The 24256-nt window shown below is 35.2% G+C and carries 31 protein-coding genes; 25 read left to right on the top strand and 6 right to left on the bottom strand.

The genetic code is table 11. From position 1 onward, the window contains the following. Nucleotides 1-27 precede the first annotated feature (27 nt). The 8 genes from M1D66_RS18630 to M1D66_RS18595 all read left to right on the top strand — a co-directional run bounded on the left by M1D66_RS18630 (nt 28) and on the right by M1D66_RS18595 (nt 7167). Nucleotides 28-438, top strand: a complete 411-nt coding sequence (locus tag M1D66_RS18630; RefSeq protein ID WP_000360859.1) for a hypothetical protein — start codon at nt 28-30, stop codon at nt 436-438. A gap of 10 nt (nt 439-448) precedes the next feature. Further along, the gene (locus M1D66_RS18625; RefSeq protein ID WP_000616450.1) at nt 449-1558 is read left to right on the top strand and encodes a flagellar hook-length control protein FliK; all 1110 of its coding nucleotides are present in this window, start codon (nt 449-451) and stop codon (nt 1556-1558) included. A gap of 3 nt (nt 1559-1561) precedes the next feature. Beyond that, nucleotides 1562-2140: a flagellar hook assembly protein FlgD gene (locus M1D66_RS18620; RefSeq protein WP_001143463.1), complete on the top strand. Its 579-nt coding sequence runs from the start codon at nt 1562-1564 to the stop codon at nt 2138-2140. Between the two features lie 16 nt (nt 2141-2156). Further along, on the top strand, nt 2157-3380 hold the full coding sequence (locus M1D66_RS18615; RefSeq protein WP_086384958.1) for a flagellar hook protein FlgE: 1224 nt from the start codon (nt 2157-2159) through the stop codon (nt 3378-3380). A gap of 49 nt (nt 3381-3429) precedes the next feature. Further along, entirely contained in the window at nt 3430-3765 is a 336-nt protein-coding gene (locus M1D66_RS18610; RefSeq protein ID WP_000198169.1) for a DUF3964 family protein, read from the top strand. Between the two features lie 214 nt (nt 3766-3979). After that, nucleotides 3980-4465: a hypothetical protein gene (locus tag M1D66_RS18605; RefSeq protein WP_000068298.1), complete on the top strand. Its 486-nt coding sequence runs from the start codon at nt 3980-3982 to the stop codon at nt 4463-4465. Between the two features lie 123 nt (nt 4466-4588). Next, entirely contained in the window at nt 4589-5497 is a 909-nt protein-coding gene (locus tag M1D66_RS18600; RefSeq protein ID WP_000075943.1) for a chemotaxis protein, read from the top strand. A gap of 722 nt (nt 5498-6219) precedes the next feature. Next, nucleotides 6220-7167, top strand: coding sequence for a DNA-binding domain-containing protein (locus tag M1D66_RS18595; protein ID WP_000274682.1), 948 nt, complete (start codon nt 6220-6222; stop codon nt 7165-7167). A gap of 95 nt (nt 7168-7262) precedes the next feature. On the opposite strand, the gene M1D66_RS18590 is transcribed toward M1D66_RS18595, so the two are convergent. Together M1D66_RS18590 and M1D66_RS18585 are read right to left on the bottom strand one after the other, a co-directional pair. Next, nucleotides 7263-8063, bottom strand: a complete 801-nt coding sequence (locus M1D66_RS18590; protein WP_242554691.1) for a flagellin N-terminal helical domain-containing protein — start codon at nt 8061-8063, stop codon at nt 7263-7265. A 256-nt stretch (nt 8064-8319) separates the two neighbouring features. Then, nucleotides 8320-9414, bottom strand: a complete 1095-nt coding sequence (locus M1D66_RS18585; protein WP_121868183.1) for a flagellin N-terminal helical domain-containing protein — start codon at nt 9412-9414, stop codon at nt 8320-8322. A 257-nt stretch (nt 9415-9671) separates the two neighbouring features. Here M1D66_RS18585 and M1D66_RS18580 point away from each other — a divergent pair, with 257 nt between their 5' ends. The 17 genes from M1D66_RS18580 (at nt 9672) to M1D66_RS18500 (ending at nt 22511) form a co-directional block, all read left to right on the top strand. Continuing rightward, on the top strand, nt 9672-10457 hold the full coding sequence (locus tag M1D66_RS18580; RefSeq protein WP_078385178.1) for a lytic transglycosylase domain-containing protein: 786 nt from the start codon (nt 9672-9674) through the stop codon (nt 10455-10457). Nucleotides 10458-10519: 62 nt separating this feature from the next. Further along, nucleotides 10520-10744 carry a flagellar motor switch protein FliN gene (locus tag M1D66_RS18575; RefSeq protein ID WP_000775712.1) on the top strand — a complete coding sequence of 75 codons (225 nt, stop codon included), beginning with the start codon at nt 10520-10522 and terminating at the stop codon, nt 10742-10744. 14 nt (nt 10745-10758) lie between these two features. Beyond that, nucleotides 10759-11745, top strand: a complete 987-nt coding sequence (gene fliM / locus M1D66_RS18570) for a flagellar motor switch protein FliM (RefSeq protein ID WP_000012356.1) — start codon at nt 10759-10761, stop codon at nt 11743-11745. A gap of 10 nt (nt 11746-11755) precedes the next feature. Then, entirely contained in the window at nt 11756-12115 is a 360-nt protein-coding gene (fliN, locus tag M1D66_RS18565) for a flagellar motor switch protein FliN (protein ID WP_000680010.1), read from the top strand. 12 nt (nt 12116-12127) lie between these two features. Beyond that, entirely contained in the window at nt 12128-12448 is a 321-nt protein-coding gene (locus M1D66_RS18560) for a hypothetical protein (protein WP_000121178.1), read from the top strand. Continuing rightward, entirely contained in the window at nt 12445-13203 is a 759-nt protein-coding gene (locus M1D66_RS18555; protein ID WP_001220582.1) for a flagellar type III secretion system pore protein FliP, read from the top strand. The genes M1D66_RS18560 and M1D66_RS18555 overlap by 4 nt, the downstream gene beginning before the upstream one ends. A 33-nt stretch (nt 13204-13236) precedes the next feature. Further along, nucleotides 13237-13512 carry a flagellar biosynthetic protein FliQ gene (locus M1D66_RS18550; RefSeq protein ID WP_001098080.1) on the top strand — a complete coding sequence of 92 codons (276 nt, stop codon included), beginning with the start codon at nt 13237-13239 and terminating at the stop codon, nt 13510-13512. 15 nt (nt 13513-13527) lie between these two features. After that, nucleotides 13528-14289 (top strand): flagellar biosynthetic protein FliR, encoded by a 762-nt coding sequence (locus M1D66_RS18545; protein ID WP_001055718.1) that lies wholly within the window; start codon nt 13528-13530, stop codon nt 14287-14289. A gap of 10 nt (nt 14290-14299) precedes the next feature. After that, nucleotides 14300-15346: a flagellar type III secretion system protein FlhB gene (gene flhB, locus M1D66_RS18540; protein WP_001030111.1), complete on the top strand. Its 1047-nt coding sequence runs from the start codon at nt 14300-14302 to the stop codon at nt 15344-15346. A 23-nt stretch (nt 15347-15369) separates the two neighbouring features. Further along, complete coding sequence (flhA, locus tag M1D66_RS18535; RefSeq protein WP_242554690.1) at nt 15370-17436, top strand: flagellar biosynthesis protein FlhA; 2067 nt, start codon at nt 15370-15372, stop codon at nt 17434-17436. Nucleotides 17437-17450: 14 nt separating this feature from the next. Next, nucleotides 17451-18761, top strand: coding sequence for a flagellar biosynthesis GTPase FlhF (flhF, locus tag M1D66_RS18530; protein ID WP_016122232.1), 1311 nt, complete (start codon nt 17451-17453; stop codon nt 18759-18761). 42 nt (nt 18762-18803) lie between these two features. Then, nucleotides 18804-19577 (top strand): flagellar basal-body rod protein FlgG, encoded by a 774-nt coding sequence (locus M1D66_RS18525; protein WP_086384953.1) that lies wholly within the window; start codon nt 18804-18806, stop codon nt 19575-19577. Nucleotides 19578-19694: 117 nt separating this feature from the next. Then, nucleotides 19695-20405, top strand: coding sequence for an alanyl-tRNA editing protein (locus tag M1D66_RS18520; protein ID WP_242285019.1), 711 nt, complete (start codon nt 19695-19697; stop codon nt 20403-20405). A gap of 17 nt (nt 20406-20422) precedes the next feature. Next, entirely contained in the window at nt 20423-21259 is an 837-nt protein-coding gene (locus M1D66_RS18515; protein ID WP_000343353.1) for a TrmB family transcriptional regulator, read from the top strand. Further along, nucleotides 21252-21977, top strand: a complete 726-nt coding sequence (locus M1D66_RS18510; RefSeq protein WP_000030489.1) for an AzlC family ABC transporter permease — start codon at nt 21252-21254, stop codon at nt 21975-21977. The genes M1D66_RS18515 and M1D66_RS18510 overlap by 8 nt, the downstream gene beginning before the upstream one ends. Beyond that, nucleotides 21968-22279, top strand: coding sequence for an AzlD domain-containing protein (locus tag M1D66_RS18505; RefSeq protein ID WP_000425944.1), 312 nt, complete (start codon nt 21968-21970; stop codon nt 22277-22279). Before M1D66_RS18510 ends, M1D66_RS18505 begins: the two co-directional genes overlap by 10 nt. Nucleotides 22280-22340: 61 nt before the next feature. Beyond that, nucleotides 22341-22511, top strand: a complete 171-nt coding sequence (locus tag M1D66_RS18500; protein ID WP_086384950.1) for a DUF3951 domain-containing protein — start codon at nt 22341-22343, stop codon at nt 22509-22511. Between the two features lie 25 nt (nt 22512-22536). Here the strand turns inward: M1D66_RS18500 and M1D66_RS18495 are convergent, their stop codons facing one another. The 4 genes from M1D66_RS18495 to M1D66_RS18480 all read right to left on the bottom strand — a co-directional run bounded on the left by M1D66_RS18495 (nt 22537) and on the right by M1D66_RS18480 (nt 24204). Then, on the bottom strand, nt 22537-22896 hold the full coding sequence (locus tag M1D66_RS18495) for a hypothetical protein (RefSeq protein WP_000176485.1): 360 nt from the start codon (nt 22894-22896) through the stop codon (nt 22537-22539). Then, the gene (locus M1D66_RS18490) at nt 22897-23502 is read right to left on the bottom strand and encodes a dienelactone hydrolase family protein (protein ID WP_242554688.1); all 606 of its coding nucleotides are present in this window, start codon (nt 23500-23502) and stop codon (nt 22897-22899) included. 2 nt (nt 23503-23504) lie between these two features. Next, on the bottom strand, nt 23505-23840 hold the full coding sequence (locus M1D66_RS18485; RefSeq protein ID WP_000168851.1) for an antibiotic biosynthesis monooxygenase family protein: 336 nt from the start codon (nt 23838-23840) through the stop codon (nt 23505-23507). Nucleotides 23841-24024: 184 nt separating this feature from the next. Then, nucleotides 24025-24204 carry an H-type small acid-soluble spore protein gene (locus M1D66_RS18480; protein WP_001025739.1) on the bottom strand — a complete coding sequence of 60 codons (180 nt, stop codon included), beginning with the start codon at nt 24202-24204 and terminating at the stop codon, nt 24025-24027. Nucleotides 24205-24256 lie beyond the last annotated feature (52 nt).

Here is a 24256-nt window from a genome sequence, read left to right as displayed (position 1 = left end):
TATAATAGGAAGGGGCTATGAAAACAGGTGGATAAACAGCAGTACGACACAATAAAATTGCAAATAAATCAAGAAAAAGAGCATATTTTAAAAGAAGTGTATGAATTAACAGCTGAAAAAAGAAAAATAGAACAAAAAAAAGAATATGATTTATATGTTGTGAAATCGCGTAGTAAAGTCGTACAAACTGGGCAACGTATTATGGCTGGCATGCTTTCTTCACATACGTTTTCACCTGAAAGAATAGAAGAATGGAATCGAAAAATTAAAAAAACAGAAGGTTTTATTCAAAAAAATGAAAGCCTTTTAGAGCAAGTAAAAGAAAAAGAACGTGTCATTGATGAGATGTATCAAGAAGATTGCAGAAAGCTTGCGAAAGCACAAGAAAAGCTGGAAGAAAAAATGCTTCTGGATTTGAAAATGTGTATGAATGGATGAGGTGAATGTAGTGATACAGTCTGTATTACCGGTGCAACAAAGTTTACCTCCGCAAAAAGAAAAAGGGCTAGAAGTACAATCGAAAAATGAAGATTCTTCATTCGATCGTACGATGAGAATCGAAAATAAAAAGCAGCCAAAAACGGAGAAAACGAAACGAGAAGAAGCACCAAAAGAAGAGAAAAAAGAATATAACCTTTCTAAACCATCGGTAACGAAAGAAGAACCAATTGTAAAGAAAGAAGAAAAAAAAGAGACAGAACAGTTGTTATTAGCTGTATCTGAGCAAATGGTTGCAATTGAGCAATTACATGTGCAGCCGGAATTGTTATATCAATACATACAAAAAATACAAGAGCTATATAAAGAATATGGCAATATTAAACTTAATGAATTACCTGCAGCTGAATTACAACAATTACAAGAACTTCTTTCAAATATGAATATCAAAAATGCTATATGTTTAGAAGATACAATGCAAATGGTATTAGACAAAATGAAGATGCCAGAGCAAACGATGCAAGCATTGAAGGTTGTAGAAACAGAAACTTGTAATATTGCAAAGGAACAAGAAGAGTCTAAAGAGGTAGATCTTCCGAAACTTGAGAGCGATGATGCAAAGGTAGAGTTGCCAGAAGTTGATGCATTAAACGATTCGAGCTCTGCAGGTGCAGAATTATTAAATAAAACGACGAGTACCGAACAAGTAGGGAAATCAAATAGTGGTGCTGAGAAAGTTTCATTACCTGACTTAGGAAAGAAAATGGAAGCGCAAGTAGAAGCGCTGCAAAAATTTGTAGTGAAACAAGAACGTGTTTTATTCCAGTTAAATCCAGAAAAACTTGGTACATTAACAGTGTTTATGAAAAAACACGGAGATCAAATTGACGTTCACGTAGAAATGGAAAAACACGATGCGAAAAAACGTGTTGAAATCATTTTTGATGAATTGAGATTAAAGTTAAAAGAAAAAGAAATCAATATTCAAATTAGCTATTCAGATAAAGATGAAAATCGTAAAGAACAGCGAGAACAAGAGCAAAGGCAAAAACAAAAATTAGCAAATACAAATCATGAAAAACAACAATCAACAGAATTTGCGGGATTATTGGAGGAATAAAGCGTGCCAACAGTTGGATTAAATACAACGAGTACAAATCATATTCCGTTACAAGCAGGAGCGCAAAAAAGTAATGTACCTGTTAATGGTGTACAATCGCCAGTGCAACAAAGTAATGGAGTTTCGGCAGGAGCGCAAAAGACTCCTGGGGTAATGGGGAAAGATGATTTCCTAAAATTATTTTTATCAAGTTTCCAACATCAAGATCCATTTAATGCGATGGATATGAATCAAATGATGAATCAGACAGCGCAGTTATCTCTTATGGAACAAGTACAGAATATGACGAAAGCAGTAGATAAGCTGCAATCAACGATGTATTCAACAGCACTTGATGGTGGAATGAAGTTTTTAGGGAAATACGTAAGAGGTGTTGACGGCGAAGGAAACAAAGTAACTGGTCAAGTAGAGACAGTTCGCCTTGCAGAAAATAACGATGTGCAGCTCGTTATTAATAATAAAGTTGTATCTCTTCGTTTCGTTGAGAGAGTGTCTGATAAACCGATTGGAGAAACGAATCCAGAAGACGCAAAGAAAGACGATCAAAAAGTAACTGAAGAAGTAAAAACTACAAATTCATAAGGAGTGTCCATACGTTATGATTAAAGCGTTATATACAAGTATTACAGGAATGAATGCAACACAAAATGCATTAAGTGTAACTTCAAATAATATTGCCAATGCACAAACAGTAGGTTACAAAAAACAAAAAGCAATGTTTGATGATTTACTATATAACAATTCGATTGGTGCAAAAGGTGACGGTAAATATGCCGGAACAAATCCGAAAAGTATTGGTAACGGTGTGAAAATGAGTGGTACGGTTACGGATTATAGTGATGGTACAATTACGTTAACAGGTGGTAAAACACAAGCGGCAATGGAAGGTAATGGTTTCTTCGTTGTGGGTGATTCAAAAGGCGGAAATATGGAATTTACTCGTAAAGGTACGTTTGGGATATCTTCAGATTACTATATTACGAATACTGAAGGTCAATACGTATTTGCATACCCTGCAAATGAGGCAACTGGTGAAGTTGATTTATCTGGAATTCCAGGACCGTTGCAAATTCCAATGGGAACAGCAATTGGTGGTATTCGAACATCGAAAGGGACAATTAAAGGGAATATTCCAACTGGTGAAAAACAAATTACACAAGATTTACCTGTATATGATAATGCGGGGAATACATGGACAATGCGTGTAGAGTTTAAACAAACGAGTGAACATAACTATACATATAAAGTACAAATGCGTAATGACTCGAAAAAAGAAACAGAGTTTAAGGATGTTCCAGGTGCAGGTGGTAATATGACATTTGATGCTGTCGGAAATCCAAATCCGAAAGAGCAAGGAGCCAATATTCCATTTGACGGTGGCTCTATAAGATTAGACTTAAGTCATTTAACAAATCATCCAACAGATAAAACATTATCAGTAACAGACGTAGATGGTAGAGCAGCAGCGACGGTTAAAGATTGCTTCATTGCTGACGGTGGATATGTAATGGTAAAATATTCTGATGGAAGTATGAAATCAGCAGGTCAATTAGCTGTTGCGATGTTCCCGAACGAAGGCGGACTAATGAAAACAGGTAATGGTAACTATACAGCTACGAATACAACAGGTATTTTAGCTCTTGGTGCATCTGGTCAAAATGGTGCAGGTAAAGTACGCGGTGGTGCACAAGAAGGTGCAAACGTAGATTTATCTGTAGAATTCGTTGACTTAATGTTATATCAACGCGGATTCCAAGGAAATGCGAAAGTTATTAAAGTTTCAGATGAAGTATTAAATGAAGTTGTAAACTTAATTCGATAATATATCGCATGGAAAAAATGTAATGGAGTAGAAAGGGTTTTTTATTCGTATGACAAGACAAGAGCGAATTTTACAATTGCCTTTTTTCGAAAATAAACGTGAGCTTGCCGAGCAAGTATTAAAAATAGAACGAGAAGAGCATGTATATTTACCAGATCAATTTGAAATTAAGCAAGTGCCTCCGTATTCATTTGGTGAAAAACAAGCAATCATTGGCCGTATCCATGAGTTTTATTTCATAAGTGTTGGTAGCGATACTGTTTGGAAGTATCAACTGTTTAAGGATGAGATGAAGTGTCGTGAGTTTTTTGTTATGTTGCCAAATATTACGGATCAGCAGATAGCGTTTTGGTTTAATAACATAGAGTTATTGAAAGGTTCTTAAAAGCACTTTTTAGGTTTTGAGAGAGGACCTGGCGATGTTTTGGAGCGGTTAGTGTCTAATAGAGTCCCGACCGATGTGTAAGACCAGAGATATGTAGCGTTACTAGAGTAGTATGGTAGTGTAAGAAGTGGTAATATAAAATAGTTTTAAGTTAATTTAAGGTAGTTGTAGTATACAATTAGACTGAATTTCTATAAAAGGAGAGGTGAGGAGGATGGCGCAAAATAAGTATCGCGTTACATTCATTTCGCCGAGTGAGGTAGAGCAGCGGACTGTAATGGCGGCGAATAGTTTGCCAGATTTAATTCGTAAAGTAGAGAGTATTATTGCAGATCCAAACGGTTATTTTGTGAATGATAAAAAAAATAATTGTTATTTTAAAGTGATTAAAGAAAATGTTACGTTTATTCAATATGAGTTACTATTTTCGGATAAGGAAATTCATATTGAAAAATTAAAACATATAGCACCGGTAGTATTAAAACGATTATTCGAAGAAATAAATGACCCGGAATTATATGCACTTGCGCTACTTGATGTTGATATAGCAACGAAAGAATATGTGCTAGCAGAAATGAATTCTGAGCTGAGAATAAGAGTAGAGACGGAGCTTTCGAAAAAATGGGAAGCAATGCCGACCGAAATTGTAGGAGCACAAGAAGTGTTATTAGAGGCACTTGCTTCGTTTATACAAGATTAATTGTTTTTTAATAAAATGAATCGTTCGACTATCTATATTTTTTATATAGGTAGTTGACTTTTTCGCTTTTATAAAGCTTAATAATTAGATATACGGAATTAATGGAAGGGGAGCGACACCTTTATGTCACAAGCACAAAGTATTTTATTAGAAAGCGGAACAAATGAATTAGAGATTGTTACGTACACTGTTGGTGAAAACCTATTTAGTATTAATGTAATGAAAGTACGTGAAATCATTAATCCATTCCCTGTTACAACTGTGCCAGAATCTCATCATGCAGTTGAAGGTGTTGTTCAAGTACGTGGTGAAATTTTACCTGTTATTAACTTGGCAATGGCTCTTAATTTAAAGTCAACAAAGCCACTTGATCAAACGAAATTTATCATCTCAGAATTAAACCAAATGAAAGTTATTTTCCGCGTTGATGAAGTGCATCGTATTCAACGTATTTCGTGGGAACAAATTGATGAACCTGCTTCATTATCTATGGGACTAGAAGAAACGACATCTGGTATTGTAAAACTAGATGGAAAAATCATCTTACTATTAGATTATGAAAAAATTGTATGTGAAATTAGCGGCACTGGTTATGACAATAAATCAATTGCAGGATTAGAACAAAAAACAGATCGAGCTGAAAAAGTAATTTACATTGCAGAAGATTCAGCGATGCTTCGCCAAATATTAGAAGAAACATTATCATCAGCTGGATATACGAAAATGAACTTCTTCAGCAATGGTGCAGAAGCGTTAGCACAAATTGAAAAATTAGCGAAAGAGCAAGGCGAAAAAATGTTTGAACATATTCACTTGCTAATTACGGATATTGAAATGCCAAAAATGGATGGACATCATTTAACGAAAGTGGTTAAGGATAGTGAAGTAATGAATCGTTTACCAGTCATTATTTTCTCTTCATTAATTACAAATGAATTATTCCATAAAGGTGAAGCTGTAGGAGCAAATGCTCAAGTAAGTAAGCCAGATATTCAAGAGCTAATTGGTTTAGTTGATAAGTTAGTACTTTAAAAGTTTCTATTTAGCCGGAATAGAAGCTCTAGCCAAGTGTTGAGCGGTCAGTGCTTAATAGAGCCCTATGCGATGTTGAGATATAGGTAACTAGAAGAGCTGGTGTATAACATTTTTCTATTTAGTAGGAATAGAGGAACTACTTATGTAAGGAAGTTTTCAGTGCTTAATAGAGTCTCATGCGATGTGAGTTCAGAGGTATGAAGTAGTTTTAGGTAAGAAGAAGTGAGACTTCGATTGAGGATTTGAAGACTGGGTTTATAACTCTATTCTGTTAGAGAGAGGAAGGAATTAGCCAATGCTACATATGGCTAATTCCTTTTTAGTATTCTATACTTTAAGCTGGTAGAAAAATGAAAGGTTTCTGGGGTGTTTGTCGCTGTATGTATGAAAATTCTTCATTTGAAGATTTTTGATTTAAAAATATAAGCAAACGCATTTTCAATGGTTATTTTATTAATATTTCGTGGTAGCGCAAATTTTTTCGGTGAAAAAATATTCAAAATACCATATAATATAATTAAATGTAATTAATATGCAATTTTGCATATTAATAAAAAACATTTTCCAAATTTTTATACTTTCTATACATTTTTGTATGTTTATTATTTGACAGATAATTTCGAACTGTTATAATATGGATATGTAAAAATTGCTATTTTCTTAAAAGACATGGGAGTCAGATGAGAATTGTGAAAGGATGAGGGGGAGTGGCACAGATTATGTATCACCACACAGCAATTAATGTATTAGGTCTTTTACAAAACATGTCAAATAATAAAATGAACGATATGCAACTAGAGGTGGAATTTAAAAAAATAGAAAAAGAATTCCAAGTAAAGTATGAAGAATTAGTTGATTTACATAATAGAATGGTATTATTTCAAATAGATATAGAAAAAAATGGCGGGATGCGAGCATATGAAAAATCAGCAATTACATGGCTGAAGTCTGAACTAGAGCTACTGTATGAAGTGTATCAATTTTGTCAACGTCACGGGTTAAACATTTTAAATATTTCAAAATACGTAAGTAAAAATGAACTAAATCTTTTTCCAAAAACAGAAAGTCAATTGCAAAATACGTATTATAAATTGAAAAAACGTGAAATACCGTTTGAAAATATTGAAAAACAAAAACCAGGACGAAAGCGAAAATATATACCAGTAAAAGAGACAATCGTTGCAAGAAAACAAGAAAATGAGTACGAATTAAAAGAAGAAATCCAGCATAAAGAGGATGAAAAAAATCTTGTAACAGTTATATCTGGTATCGTTGATAATTTTGAAACAATTAATCAATGTAGTGAAAGGAAAGAAGACGAACTACATCAGTTTATGGAAGGTATTTATAAGCTTTCTAGCATGGCAGCAGGGCGTTCTAGGGAAGCAAAGAATACACGTAGTCTAGAAGGTGAATTGCAGTCGTTACAACTAGAAAATGAAAGGCTAAAACGAGAGAAAGAAGAGCTTGTACAAGATATTAAAGGTATGACGCAGCTTTTAATTCATTTCATTACAAGTTCTGATATTGATCAAATTCGTAAATTACCAACTTTCGTACAAGATTGTAAAATGGAATTACATAAACTTGGGCTATATAATGCACAAGACGGAAAAATGAAAATAATGGTTGACCGTAGCGGACAAGTTATGACGGTAACACAGTAATAAAATTTGGGTACAAAATAAAAGGGAGATACATAGTTTATATGTATTTCCCTTTTGTTTTGTATGGAATCGTTCCAAAGATGGAAGATTAATTTTTATAATTGTAGTAGTTTAGAGACCATTTGCGGAATTTGGTTCGCTTGTGAAACCATACTAAGGGCAACTTCAGTTAATAATTTGAACTTTAAAAAATCACTCATCTCCTGCGCCATGTCTGCATCTTCAATTCGAGATGCAGCATCTGTTAACGCCATACTTTGACTATTTAAATTCTCAATATTAAATTGTAAACGATTCATCATAGCACCAAGGTCGGCACGATGAAGTGACACACTTTGTAAAGCCTCTTCAATTTTAAGAATCGCCGCTCTTGCTTCTTGTTCTGTTGAAATCTTGATGTCATGTTGTGTAGGGGAAGGGGGAATAGATTTTGATATATGTACCGTATGACCGATATCGTCTAATGTAACAGGGCGGTTTTGACTGTCAAATACGGATAAATCATTAAACTCAGTCGTCGCGCCAATATAGCCAATTTGTTCTGTTAAAGACTGAAACTCTTTATTCAGCGAATCACGATTTGTATTTGAATTTGTACCGTTTGAGGATTGAACAGCTAAATCACGCATACGCTGTAAAATATTCGTCACAGTTTGAAGTGCAGCTTCCGCTGTACGAAGCATCGATAGTGCATCTTCATTATTACGAATCGCCACGCGCATACCACTTGCTCGCGCGTGCATACGAGTCACAATTGCAACATTCGCTGGATTATCAGAAGCAGTATTTAACTTCTTACCAGTCGCCAAATGCTCCATCGCCACATTCATATGCTTCTCATTCTCATACAACGACTGCCTAGCATTCATACTCAAAACATTCGTACCAATACGCATAATAGACACCCCTTATAGATTGATATAGTTAGTGTTCTAAAGCTAATAAAAGGTCATGAAAAGATAAAAGGCTTATGCTTATTTGCTATTTGTGTTTTAGCATAAGAGGGGATCAAGATAAGCACTGACCGCTTCTATGCATGGCAGATACTCTCTTTCACATAAAAAAGAAAGTTTTATAAATAATCTATCTATATAGAAAAAATAAACCTCTCCGCAAGCAGAGAGGTTTATTCAGGAAACTAACTCAAATGGCTTATTGTAATAATTTAGAAACCATTTGTGGAGTTTGGTTTGCTTGAGAAAGCATGCTGATTCCAGCTTCGTTCAAGATTTTGAACTTAGTCATTTCAGACATTTCTTTCGCCATGTCAGCGTCTTCGATTTGAGAAGCAGCTGAAGCCATAGAAGAAGATTGGCTCTTCAGGTTGTTTACGTTAAAGTCAAGACGGTTTAATGTAGCACCTAGAGTTGCACGGTTAGAAGCAATGTTTTTTAATGCTGTATCGATCGATGCAATTGCACCAGAAGCATTAGCTTTAAGATCTGTAGTCTCAAGTTTTGTTAAAGTAGCAAATTCTTTACCTAAGTTTTGTGCTGCAACTTTTGATCCAGCATCATCTGCTTTAGTGTAGGCATCTAATTTTGCTTCGATTTTTTTCACATCATCTGCAGACATGAAAGATTTAACCTTTTCAAATTCTTTCATAGTAGCATTTACTTGTGGATCAAGATCCGCTTTAGTGGCATCTGTTGTTTTTCCAAGAGTGTCAAATGATGTTGCAGTAGCTTCATATACTGTTTTTTCTACTTTATCAGTTCCAATAGATAAAGTAGAAAGTCCTAATTCTTTAGTAGACACATTAGATAAGTTGATGTTAATTTGCTTACTTGTATCAGCATTATCTAATGTTTGAACTGCGATAGTTTTATTTGAACCATCTAATAATTTTTTATCATTGAACTCAGTGTTTGTAGAAATATAATCGATTTGTTCTTTTAATGCATCAAACTCTTTGTTTAATGCAGCTTGGTTTTCGTTAGTATTTGTACCATTTGCAGATTGGTTTGCAAGGTCACGCATACGAAGTAAGATATTAGATACTGAGTTCATTGCTGAATCAGCAGTACGGATTAATGAAATACCGTCTTGAGTGTTGTTAGCTGCTACTCCTAATCCGCTTTCACGAGCACGCATACGAGTTGCGATTGCAAGACCTGCTGCATCGTCAGAAGCGTTGTTGATACGTTTACCGCTTGATAAACGGTCCATAGCGTTGCTCATTTTAGCTTGGTTTTGGCGCATGTACTCTTGAGTACGCATGCTGTTAATGTTTGTATTAATTCTCATGTTAAGAAACCCCCATTTTTTTATATTGACTTTTCTGCAAATTGAAAAACGGTAATATGCGAAAAAATCAATTTCGAGATTTATTGTAATCCTTGCCACAACGGGTGTCAACTAAAAATTCGAATTAATAAATATAAAAAAATAACAGTTTAACAATATATTCATTTTTTTATTACATAATTATTAAAAGGATTATTGCAAACTTTAAAAAAAAACTCTAATATTAGATTATCTTTGTTTACCGAAAAGGTGATATTATGATAGTTGGAAATATAGTAAAAGAAGTGCTTGCATATAAGAAAGGGCAAATTCAGCAAAAGCTAAGTAGTCCACAAGCATTCGTTAGTAGTCGTTTTCAAGAGAAGTTGCAGAGTGAACCTGCGAAGGAGACGAAAGAAACTACGCAGCCGGCAAAAGTAGAAGATATGAGTCAGCCGGTACAATCTACGAAAATAGAAGCGGTTGTTAATAAACCGGCAGAAACTATTAATAAAGTAGAGGAAGCGAGTAAGCCTGAAGAAAAGGCTGAAACGAAGAAAGCAGATGAAGTGCAAGTTGCGCAAAAAGAGTTTGAACGACGTTTCCCAGAAACGAAAAATGAGGCCGCTGATACGTGGGAATTAACGAAGAAGTATAATATTCAAAAAATACGTTCTTCCAATGAAGGGAAGTATGAGGATATTATTGATCGAGTAAGTCGTACATATGGAATTCCGAAAACGTTAATTCAAAAAATGATTGAAGTAGAGTCTAATTTTAATCCGAAAACGGTGTCACATGCCGGTGCGATGGGTCTTATGCAGCTTATGCCAGCGAATGTGAAGGAGATGGGTGTGAAGAATCCCTTTTCACCAGCTGAAAGTATTGAAGGTGGCGTGAAAGAGTTAAGCGGTTATTTAAAGAAAAATAACGGCGACTTAGTATTGGCGCTTGCTTCTTATAATGCTGGTCCTGGTAATGTGAGAAAGTACGGAGGCGTACCGCCATTTAAAGAAACGCAAGGATATATTAAAAAAATATTAAATATCGACGTTTCAAAATAAGAAGTTTCATATATAGAGAGAACATGAAATTTTCGTGAACATGATATGGGAGTTGGCTAGATTTGAAATTACAAGATGATATTCCGTTAACAATTTATTTTGAAATCGGAAATACGAAAAAGAAAATTGAAGATCTGCTTCATATTACGAAAGGTACATTGTATCGTCTTGAAAATTCAACGAAAAATACGGTGCGTCTTATGCTTGAGAATGAAGAGATTGGAACCGGAAAGATTTTGACGAAGAATGGAAAGATGTACGTTGAAATCGTTGAATTGAAAAGGTAGGGAAGGGGATTGTCATGAGTGGCGAAAAATTAAGCCAAGAGCAAATTGATGCCCTGCTGAAGGCGGTAAATGAAGGCGAGGAAATGCCAGCTTTCGCACAAGAAGCAGGAAAGCAAGAGAAATTTCAAGAGTATGATTTTAATAGACCAGAGAAGTTCGGTGTTGAGCATTTACGTAGTTTGCAAGCGATTGCTTCTACGTTTGGAAAGCAGACGTCACAGACGTTATCAGCGCGTATGCGTATTCCGATTGAACTAGAACCTTCAACAGTTGAGCAAGTTCCATTTACGAGTGAGTATGTGGAGAAGATGCCGAAAGATTATTATTTATATTGCGTAATTGATCTCGGTTTACCAGAGCTTGGAGAAATTGTTATTGAGATTGATTTAGCATTCGTTATTTATATTCATGAATGTTGGCTTGGCGGAGATAGTAAACGTAACTTTACGATGCGCAGACCGTTAACAGCGTTTGAGTTTTTAACGCTTGATAATATATTCTTGCTTCTTTGTAAAAATTTAGAGCAATCATTTGAAAGTGTTGTTGCGATTGAACCGAAATTTGTAACGACAGAAACAGATCCGAATGCACTAAAGATTACGACAGCGAGCGATATTATTTCATTACTTAACGTAAATATGAAAACAGATTTTTGGAATACGACGGTGCGTATCGGAATTCCATTCTTATCTGTTGAAGAAATTATGGATAAGTTAACGTCTGAAAATATTGTCGAACATTCTTCAGATAAACGTAAAAAGTATACGTCTGAAGTGGAAATGAAAGTAAATCAAGTGTACAAACCTGTTCACGTTGCAATTGGTGAGCAGAAAATGACAATGAGTGAGATTGAACAAATTGAAGAAGGCGATATTATTCCGCTTCATACGAAAGTTTCGGATGAATTACTTGGTTATGTAGATGGAAAGCATAAATTTAATTGTTTTATTGGAAAAGATGGAACGCGTAAGGCGCTCCTATTTAAAAGTTTTGTAGAGTAGGAGGATCCATATGAAGCATGAAGTATCTCCCGTGTCATTAATGGGATTAGAAGATTTTGCAGGAAAGCGAAATGAAGCAGGTAAGGCACATATTGATACTGTTTCAGATATTTCGATTGAACTCGGTGTAAAGCTTGGAAAGTCATCTATTACACTTGGTGATGTAAAGCAGTTAAAAGTTGGCGATGTTCTGGAAGTAGAGAAAAACTTAGGACATAAAGTAGATGTGTATTTAAGTAATATGAAAGTCGGCATCGGTGAAGCAATCGTAATGGACGAGAAATTCGGTATTATCATTTCTGAAATTGAAGCTGATAAGAAACAAGCGGCGCTTATGAAAGCCCAAAGTCAAATGCAAGATAAAGAGTAGAGGAGGAGTCATATGTCGTATATGACGACCTTATTTCAAGTCGTTTTACTGTTTGGTGCGCTCGGTTACGGTGCATATTATATGACGAAAAAGACGCGCAAACAGCAGTTTTTTAAGCAGGGTGAAAATGGCCATATTCAAGTAAAAGACGGCGTGTATTTGAATCATCAAACGAGTGCCTTTTTATTTGAAGTGGACGGAAAGCAAGTGTTCACTGTTATTAGTAATAACGGTGTGCAGTCTGTGCAATTAACCGGAACAGGAAATCAGTTTCAACAAGCACTAGAAGACGCGGTGAAGACTGAAACGAAAAAAGTAGAGGATCCATCATGAGAATAAAGAAACAGTTATCATTATTAGCCGTTATTTTCGTATTTTCTATCGTTTTTTCAATTATTTTTGTAAATCCAGCGTATGCGGCCCCGAACGGTTTTATTAATTTCGAAAATGGAAAAGAGTTTACGAGTAATTCAAGTGTACAACTATTTGCGCTCGTTACCCTTTTATCATTATCTTCTTCTATCGTTCTATTATTTACACATTTTACTTATTTTATGATCGTTCTTGGGATTACACGTCAAGGACTTGGGGTAATGAATTTACCACCAAACCAAGTGCTTGTTGGACTTGCATTATTTTTATCACTCTTTACGATGCAGCCTGTACTCGGGCAACTGAAGAGCGATGTGTGGGATCCGATGACGAAAGAGAAAATAACAGTAAGCCAAGCTGCGGAAACGACAGCTCCTATTATGAAAGAATATATGTCAAAGCATACGTATAAGCATGATTTGAAAATGATGCTGAAAGTACGCGGAGAAGAGTTGCCGAAAGATTTGAAAGATCTTTCCTTATTTACACTTGTACCATCCTTTACGTTAACGCAAATTCAAAAAGGTTTACTAACAGGGATGTTCATTTATTTAGCGTTTGTATTTATAGATTTGATTATTAGTACACTTTTAATGTACCTCGGGATGATGATGGTACCGCCGATGATTTTAAGTTTACCGTTTAAAATACTCGTTTTCGTATATTTAGGTGGATATACAAAAATTGTCGATATTATGTTTAAGACGGTCGCCTGAAGCGTTTGATGCTATGTGATAGGAGTCATATAAATGAATACGTCACCAATTATAGATATTTTCCAAACCTTTTTTTATAAAGGGGTTATGATTTTAATGCCGATTGCCGTTGTAAGTCTGATTGTCGTTATTATTATCGCGGTTATTATGGCAATGATGCAAATTCAAGAGCAAACGCTGACGTTTTTACCGAAAATGGCGAGTATTGTGCTCGTTATTATCATTTTAGGTCCGTGGATGTTCCAAGAGTTAACGATGCTTATTTTAGATTTATTTGATAAAATCCCATCGCTATTGCGTTCGTACTAAGATAGGTGAACTGAAATGAATATGGAATTATGGGCGGCAACGTTTTTTGCGTTTTGTCGCATTACTTCATTTTTATATTTTTTACCGTTTTTCTCAGGCCGATCCATTCCAGCAATGGCGAAGGTTACTGTTGGACTTGCTCTTTCAATTACAGTGGCTGATCAAGTAGATGTCTCTCACATCAAGACAGTTTGGGACGTTGCAGCTTATGCAGGAACGCAAATTGTAATTGGATTATCACTTTCAAAAATTGTAGAAATGCTGTGGAACATTCCGAAAATGGCCGGGCATATTTTAGACTTTGATATCGGTTTATCACAAGCAAGTTTGTTTGATGTAAATGCGGGCTCACAGTCTACTTTACTATCAACCATTTTTGATATATTTTTTCTCATTATTTTTATTTCACTTGGCGGCATTAATTATTTCGTTGCCACGATTTTAAAGTCGTTTCAATATACAGAGGCGATTTCAAAATTGCTGACGACTAGTTTCTTAGATAGTCTACTCGCAACGCTATTATTTGCGATCACATCAGCGGTTGAAATTGCTCTTCCGCTTATGGGAAGTTTATTCATCATTAACTTTGTTCTAATTTTAATTGCAAAAAACGCTCCGCAATTAAACGTTTTTATGAATGCATACGTAATTAAAATTACATGTGGTATTTTGTTTATTGCGATGAGTGTACCGATGCTCGGTTATGTGTTTAAAAATATGACGGATGTATTACTTGAAGAATATACGAAACTATTTAACTTTTTCTTAACGAAGTAGGGGGACGCGCATGGCAAAGGATAATAAAACAGAAAAGGCCACCCCGCAGAAGCGTAAAAAATCGCGTGAAGAAGGGAATATTGCCCGGAGTAAAGATTTAAATAATTTATTTTCCATTCTCGTATTAGCAGTTGTCGTTTATTTCTTCGGAGATTGGCTAGGGTATGAGATTGCAAATTCCGTAGCGGTGCTGTTTGATCAAATTGGAAAAAATACAGATTCAACCGAGTATTTTTATTTAATGGGGATTTTATTACTGAAAGTATCAGCTCCGATATTAATACTCGTATACGCTTTTCATTTATTCAATTATATGATTCAAGTCGGCTTCCTATTTTCTTCTAAAGTCATTAAACCGAAAGCGTCACGTATTAATCCGAAAAACTATTTTACGAGACTGTTTAGTCGTAAAAGTTTAGTAGATATTTTGAAATCACTGTTTTATATGGGATTAATCGGTTACGTCGCTTACGTTCTCTTTAAAAAGAATTTAGAGAAAATTGTCAGTATGATTGGATTTAACTGGACTGCATCACTTACTGAAATTATTAGGGAAATTAAATTTATTTTCTTAGCAATTTTAATTATTTTAATCGTTCTTTCTATTATTGATTTCATTTATCAAAAATGGGAGTACGAGCAAGATATTAAGATGAAAAAAGAAGAAGTGAAACAAGAGCATAAAGATAATGAAGGGGACCCGCAAGTTAAAGGGAAACGAAAAAACTTTATGCATGCAATCTTGCAAGGAACAATTGCGAAGAAGATGGATGGCGCAACGTTTATTGTAAACAACCCGACTCATATTTCGGTCGTACTTCGTTACAATAAACACGTTGATGCAGCACCAATTGTCGTTGCAAAAGGGGAAGATGAGCTCGCATTATATATACGAACGCTTGCCCGTGAACAAGAAATACCAATGGTGGAAAACCGTCCACTTGCTCGTTCTTTATATTATCAGGTCGAGGAAGATGAGACGATTCCAGAAGATTTATACGTAGCTGTAATTGAAGTTATGCGCTATTTAATTCAGACGAACGAACTTGAAGTATAATAGCGCGTTTGGAGGAGATCTCTTTGTTTAAGATAGATTCTGCAAGAACCTATTTTTCTATCTTTTTAGCAGCGTCATTCGTAGTGGCGCTCTTAATTCCACTTCCACCATTTATACTTGATATCATTATCGTTTTTCTACTAAGTATGTCAGTACTTATTTATATGCGAGCGACAAGTATTAACGAGTGGGATGAATTAAAGTCATTTCCGACGATGTTGTTATTAATCGGGATTTTCCGCGTATCGATTAACGTTTCGACGACGCGAGCGATTTTGACAGACGGAAATGCCGGTCATGTTATTGAAGAGTTCGGCCAGTTCGTAATTGGCGGAAACTTATTAATTGGTATCGTTATTTTTACAGTATTAATCATATTCCAGTTTATCGTTGCAAACGGTGCATCGCGTACAGCTGAAGTAGCAGCTCGTTTTACACTTGATTCTTTACCAGGGAAACAAATGTCTATCGATGCTGATTTAAACCAGCGTATTATTTCAGAAAAAGATGCACAAGCAAAACGAAAAAAATTAAATATGGAAACAGAGTTTTACGGAGCGATGGATGGTGCCGGGAAGTTCATTAAAGGGGACGTTATTTTCGGGATTGTCATTTTATTCGTAAACATTATTTTCGGTTTAATTGTCGGAATGATGCAGCAAGGAATGAGCTTTGCAGATGCGGCTCTTCATTATACACAGTTAACTGTCGGTGACGGAATCGTAAACCAAATCGGTTCGTTAATGCTTGCGATTTCAACAGGTATTATCGTAACGCGTGTATTTGATGGTTCACCGGATACGGTAACGGAAGGAATCTTTAAAGAGTTATTAGCACATGAAGTTGTTGTATATGCGCTCGGTGGTTTGTTTATCGCAATGGGTATTTTTACTCCGCTACCGTTTCTACCATTCGCACTCGTTGGCGGAATGATTATCTTCTTGGGCATTCGTAATAAAAATCGAATAAAGAAAGAAAAAGAAGACGAGCTTCAAAAAGAAATAGAAATGATTCAAGGCGAAGATGAGCAACTGCAACAAGTGGAAGATTCATTTGGAGTATTTACGGATAAATATCCAATTATAGTAGAACTCGGTTTAGATTTAGCAGCACTTGTAAAGCAGAAAATTAACGGGGAAACAGCGCGTGATAAAGTTGTTCTTATGAGGAAGTCAATTATTACTGACCTTGGTATTAACGTTCCTGGAATTAACTTTAAAGATAATACGAGTTTTAGACCACGCGGACGTTACATTATTCGAATTAAAGGTGCGAAGGCGGCTGAGGGTGTTTTAAAATCAGGTTATTTATTAGCATTGAAAACGCCAAACGTAATGGCTGATTTAGATGCAGAGCCAGCGAAAGATCCAATTTTCGGTGAAGATGGATATTGGATTTTAGAGCATATGGTGCAAGATGCACAAATGAAAGGCTATCAAGTGTTAGAGCCACTTAGCATATTAATTACACATTTAGATGTTGTCGTTAGACGTAATCTTCATGAATTAATTCAGCGCCAACATGTAAAAGACTTAATTAACTCGCTTGAAAATGATAATGGCGTTCTATTAGAAGAGATTAAGAAAAAAGAAATTGATTTATCACTCGTTCAAAATGTTATTAAACAACTTCTAAAAGAAGGTATTTCTATTCGTGATTTACCAACAATTATTGAAGGTATTATTGACGGCAAAGAAATTTATCAAAACCACGTGGATGGTGTAACATCATTTGTTCGTGAATGTATTTCAAAAGTTATTTGTGAAAATGCGAAAAATCCAGATGGAAAAATATATGCAGCGCTCTTCTCTGATTCAATTGAGTTAGATGCGGATGTTGTGAATAATTCATATCAAGGTTACTTATTAAACTGGGATTTAGATTTAGAAACACGTGTCGTTGAGCAAGTGCAGCGCGTCTTTAAACAAGCACGTTTAATGGGAAGAGAACCAGTGTTATTAACACGTAGAAAAGATTTTAGATTTGCGATTGTAAGACTGCTAGAACGTTATCAAGTGGAAGCACAAGTACTTTGTATTAGCGAATTAGCACCAGAAATTGTTGTGGATCAAATTGCCTATATTGAATAGTAGGGGGTGAAGTAATGGAAAGTACAGAAAAGAAAGAAGCGTTAATGCGAATAAAAGCAGCTTCGAAAAATGAATTGTATCGAAAGTTATTTGACCAATATGGTACAGATTATTATTACGTTGTCGATGAAAGTGTAAAACGAAATATACCGTTTTTTTGGAAAAAGGATTATGAAATGTTAGTTGCTTTTCCAGAAGAAAAACAGGAAGAAGTGAATGAAGGTACAGCTCAATTTCATGAACAGTTAATGGATGTTGTGAATGATCCTTCAGAACAAATTGTGAAGGCGAATGGAATTCAATCAGTACTGCACAATTTAGAAAACGTAACGACTCCTATGTCATACGCGGCGATGCAAACAGGAAATAGTGAAGAATGGGCAAGAAAAAAAGAGAAACTATTAAAGCTGTTTGAAAAAGGAATTGTCGTGGTGAAACCGATGAAAGAAACGGAAGTAACGAAAAAGAAAAAAGTTGTGAAACAAGTCGTTCCACTAAAGAAAGAAGAAGTGGTTACAAAGAAAGAAAACCAAGAATCTGTACCGTTTATTATTCAAAAAGTAATTCGGATGCTAGAACAAAACGATGTGGAACAATATTTCATTCATGCATATGCTGAAAAGTTAAAAATAAAGTTTGAAAATGCAACGATGATTACGGAAGAAGAAGTTATCAGGTACATATTGGAAGATATGAAATCTCATTTCAATACGGAAAACGTCTTTGAAAAAGAAGTACAAACAATTGCATTAATCGGTCCAACTGGCGTTGGTAAAACGACGACACTTGCGAAAATGGCATGGCAATTTCACGGTAAGAACAAAACAGTTGGTTTTATAACGACAGATCATTCGCGCATAGGGACAGTGCAGCAATTGCAAGATAACGTAAAGACAATTGGATCGGAAGTAATTGCTGTGCGTGATGAAGCTGCAATGACAAGAGCGCTTACGTATTTTAAAGAAGAAGCACGCGTCGATTATATTTTAATTGATACAGCTGGAAAAAATTATCGTACGTCAGAAACAGTAGAAGAAATGATTGAAACGATGGGACAAGTAGAACCAGATTATATTTGTTTAACGTTATCAGCTTCAATGAAAAGTAAAGATATGATTGAAATTATTACAAACTTTAAAGATATTCATATAGATGGTATTGTGTTTACGAAATTTGATGAAACAGCAAGTAGTGGCGAATTGTTGAAAATTCCAGCAGTATCATCAGCTCCTATTGTATTAATGACAGATGGCCAAGACATAAAGAAAAATATACATATCGCTACAGCTGAACATTTAGCAAAACAAATGTTACAAACATCGTAGAAAAGAGGTGAAGAATAAGGCGCTTGCCTTATTCAAACGAATATGAACGGTCTTTATATAGGTTCTATGGGCATGATGAATTACATGCAGCGTATTAATGTTCATTCGAATAACGTTGCAAATGCTCAAACGACAGGATTTAAAGCAGAAAATATGACGTCTAAAGTATTTGATGTACAAGACACATATCGCCGCGGAGATGGGGCGGTAACAAATATCGGTTCGGTCGATTACGCTGTAGTACCAGCTGCAACGCATGTGAATTTAGTACAAGGAAATATACAAATGACAAATAGCGCTACAGATTTCTTTTTAGATGACGGCGCGGCCGGCACAACATCATTTTTTGTTACTTCTAAAAATGATGAAACGTTTTTAACGAGAGATGGTAGTTTCACATTAAATAGTGATCGATATTTACAAACATCTTCAGGTGCTTTCGTAATGGGAGAGAATAATGAGCGTATTCGTATTCCAGAAGGAGCAAAGGTTGCTGTACAAGCAGACGGTACATTATATGATGAAGTAACACAAAATAATATTGCTCGTTTGCAAACAAAAACAGTAGATGCAGAAACGAATGCACGTCTCGTACAACGTGAAAATAAAAGCTTTACACTAGCAGAAGGAAACATTGCTAATTTACCGAACGGAACAGGAATAGTAAAAAATCATATGCTAGAAAATTCAAATGTAGATATGACGAAAGAGATGGCAGATCTTATGACAGATCAAAAGATGATTTCGGCGTCACAGCGCGTTATGACGTCATTTGATAAAATTTATGAAAAAGAAGCGAATGAAATATTGAGATAGTGGACTCCTAATAAAGGAGTCTTTTATTAATTTTAAATTTCAGAATTATCAATTGACTTTGTGGAGCTTCTTTTTTATATTAGTAGGTATAACTATAACTACTAAAGAGGTGAGAGTATGACAAAGGCATTATATTTAGAAGATGCATACAAAACGAGTTGCGAAACAGAAGTGATAAAAGTAGAAGGGAATAAAGTATTTGTAAAAGAAACAGTTTTTTATCCAACTGGTGGAGGGCAAGAGTGTGATACGGGTGTCATCGTACAAGATGGGTCTGTATTTGAGGTTGAAAAAGTAAAGAAGGAGCAGGGAGAAATAGTTCACTATATAAAAGATGAAGCTCAAGTAAAATTAGGTCCAGTTAAATTAGAGATAAATTGGGAAAGACGTCATAATTTAATGCGTCATCACTCTTTATTGCATCTTATCGGAGCTGTTGTTTATGAAAAGTATGGAGCTCTATGCACCGGAAATCAAATTTATCCTGATAAAGCACGTATCGATTTTAATGAGTTACAAGAGTTATCGAGCGTGGAAGTAGAAGAAATTGTTGAGGAAGTGAATAAACTTATTAAGCAAAATAAAGAAATTTCCACTCGTTATATGAGCCGCGAAGAAGCAGAAAATGCTGTAGGAATGATTAAAACAGCAATAAATCTCCTGCCAACTACCATCCAAGAAATCCGCATTGTTACAATTGAAAATTTAGACGAACAAGCTTGTGGAGGCACACATGTGAAAAATACGAGTGAAATAGGAACACTTGTTATTGATAAAGTAAAAAGTAAAGGGAAGCAAAATCGTCGTTTTGAAGTAAGGGCGATTTAGACTGTGAGGGGTTACCGATGGATGAAATTATAAAGGAATTACAAAAGTTAGGATTTTCCCAGTATGAATGTAAAGCGTATATTGGACTACTAAAACATTCCCCAGTAACAGGCTATGAAGTGAGTAAACAAACAGGAGTACCTCGTTCTATGATTTACGAGGTACTCGGTAAGTTAATGGATAAAGGAGCAGTGCATATTGTACCTTCTGAACCAGTTAAATATGTACCAGTACCAGCTACCGAATTAATGAATCGAATGCGAAAAGACTTTGAAAAGTCCTTTGAATTTTTAGATGAGAAATTAAATTGTTTAGAACAAGAGCGACAAATAGATGTAATTTCGCATATTCGCTCAAATGATCGTGTTTTAAAAGAGATATGCAATATAATTAATAGGGCAAAGGAAGAGTTATGGATTTCTGTATGGGAAGATCAAGTGCATGAAATTGAGCCATACATTCATCAAAAGGAAGAGGAAGGCGTACATATATTTTCAATCTTATTTGGAGCTCCAGAAACAAAAATAGGAGCGACGTTTCACCATAATTATATGACGCCCCACGTTGTTGAAAAGAGAATGGGTGGTCATTTAACTGTTATTGCTCGTGATGGAGAGGAGGTATTAATTGCGAACTTTTCAAATGATAGCACTTCATGGGCCGTTACAACGTATGACCCAGCGCTAGTTCTCGTTGCTACAGAGTATGTGCGGCACGATATTATGGTTGAAGAAATCACAAAGGAATTTGGAGCTGATAAGTTAGATACGTTATGGCGTGAAAATATAGATTTAGTTCATGTCGTAACAGGAAAACGAACTTTAGAAGGAATGGAGAATGATAGAGATGAGTAAAGCTCAGGCACATGTAGCTTTGCAGAGCGATGATACATTTCAGCAAGGAGTAAAAGATTGTTTACCAACTGTATTTGGTTATTTGAGCATCGGTATAGCAGCTGGTGTAATTGCAAAAACAGCAGGTTTTTCTATCATTGAAATTGCATTTATGTCGACTTTAATTTATGCAGGTTCTGCCCAATTTATATTAGCTGGTATGTATGCAGCCGGTGCTCCTGCTTCCGCAATTATTTTTACTGTGTTTTTTGTTAATTTACGCCATTTATTAATGAGTGCTGCCCTCGCACCGTACTTTACGAAACTACCTCTATTAAAAAACGTCATTATTGGTTCGCAAATTACAGATGAAACGTTCGGCGTCGCAGTGCAGCATGCAGCGCAAAAAGGATATTTGGGTGAAAGATGGATGATTGGGCTTAACGTAACAGCGTATTTAAATTGGATACTTGCTACTATTATTGGCGGGCTATTTGGTGAGTGGATACCAGATCCACATACATACGGGATGGATTATGCATTACCAGCGATGTTTATCGGATTATTTGTACTTCAGCTCATAAGTAGTAAACCAAAGCTAGCAATTCATTTAAGTGTTGCAATTGTAGCGATTATTATCGCATACGTTTCACACCTATTTATGCCAGATAGTATAGCGGTTATTATCGCAACATTACTAGCTGCGACGATTGGAGTGGTGATTGAAAAATGGAAATGAGATTAGATGTATTATTACTTTTATTAGCAGCAGGAGCTGTTACACTCGTGCCACGTATTTTACCTCTACTCGTATTTAGTAAACTACAAATTCCAGACTGGGGTTTAAAATGGTTAAATTACATACCAATTGCAATATTAGCAGCACTTTTAGCACAAGTATTATTTATGCATGAGACGATGCAGTGGGATTACCTGATCGCAGCAATTCCAACATTTCTTGTAGCCATATATACTCGTAGTTTATTAGGTACAGTATTAACAGGAGTGGTTGTGATTATTTTGTTACGTTTCTTTTTCTAAAAAGGATTACGCTCATATAATAGCGAAAGGTGTAATAACATGAAAATATAGGGGTGGTGTTATGATACTTTTAACGATAGGAGCAATTTTGTTAACGTTGTTTATTTTCTTTATTATCGGTTTCGTTACGTTTATGATGTTTGTTGATAAGGCGACACCTCAAATATATTATACACCTTGTGAATCAGTGACAGTGAAAACTAAAGGTAAACAGAGAAGGAAGAAAAGTTGAAAGTTGGCTTTTCTTCCTTCTTCTATTACATCCCCAAAAGAACTAACAACAATAACCCAAATAAAAAACTAATAAAGGAAAGAAGAACGATACATATGGAAAATACACGATTATTTCTCCATTCGCGCCAGAAAGTTATAAAACCTAAAATACAAAGGAAAAACCAAATGGGTAGGAATAGGAACTCACTAATTTTCTCGGGAAGTAACGCATAAAAAGTTGATAAATATAAAATCCAATTTGTAAAAAATAAAATGCAAACGATAATAGATTGTAAGTAGGGCCGTTTGGAAAACTCCCCCTTTTTTACGGTTACGAAAATAATAGTTAGCACTGAGAAAAAGGCAATGAATATGAAAATAAGTAAGAGTAATGTAAGTGTCATTTACATCTCCTTTATAAGAGTGTTTTTTACAAGAAATGAATCTATTACATTGTATGCTTCTTTTGTAGAGTGCCCGTTATATTTTTCAGTGTACGGATTTAGAAATCCATGTTCACCGTGTAGTTGTTTGATTTCTAATAAAGGATTCTTTTGTTGCTGCAATGTGTGAATGAAAGAGGATACTGAAAAACTAGATTCTTTTTCTGGGAATATAAGTAATGTAGCGCATGTAGGCTTTATGTGAACATAGTCGCGTATACGAGAACCGTAACATCCGATAATAAAATCTATTTTCGGATTGTTACTACATAGCCATGAGATGGTAGCTCCAACACTAAAGCCGATAAGTCCAATATGTGTATAACTACTAGAAAGATGAGAAATGAATTCTTCAATTTGCTTTTTTCCATCATCAAATCCAATATGATTTACAAAATGTTCATATGCTTTTTCTTCATCACGATAATGAAATGCGTGTTGTGATTGTAGAAGATTAGGACAGAATACATCTATATGAGATGAAGTAAAGTGCTGGGTAACGTGATGCATATGGTCGTTCACACCATATATTTCATGAACAATAACGAGAGCTAATTTTTCCTTCATAGTTATAAAGTACCTCTATGAAACTTAAATTCTTTCTCAACAAGGCAAATACGCAGATGGAAGTTTTCATACCATTGCTCACGACCTCTTTTTTTCGCTTCTTTATGTAAGGTGTTCTTCTTCCAATTTTCAATCGCATCAAGTGATTCCCAATAAGAAATTGTGATTCCGAGTCCAGAATTACCTCTTGCACTTTCTACACCTAAAAATCCAGGTTGTTGCTTTGCAAGTTTCTCCATTTCTTCGGCAACGGTATTATAGTCTGTTGTATCATTTGATAAATTAGAAGTGAATATAACTGCATAATAAGGCTTGTTTTTTTCTAAAGTAGATGCCATTATTTTTCCTCCTTAATGTATAGTACGAATAATTAATCCATAGTTTGTATTTTAGCAGGTCACAAAAAGAAAAGAAGTAGAAAATTCTTATTTTTTCAGCTCATGTAAAATAAAGGGTTGAAGAAATTTATAGTAAGTAATCTGAAAGAAGAAAAATGCCACTTCAAAAGAGAAGTGGCATTTCTTATATTTCCTCTAAGCTATTAACTGGAACAGTTAATTCGCGTTCTGGGTTTTTTACTTCATATATGCGGGCGGTTTCATTGCTTTCATCGACGTGTTGAATCATAACAGGCATGCCTTGAAAACTGACATTGGCTTGCTCTGCTGACACAGAAAGCTCTTTTGCACGTTGTATATTCATTTATATTCCTCCCATCATTATTATCTTTGCTAAAAAAGAGGAATAATATACC

The organism is Bacillus sp. PK6-16 (assembly GCF_056530295.1).
The sequence above is the reverse complement of the archived record's forward strand: the minus strand, read 5'-3'. Positions and strand labels throughout refer to the sequence as shown.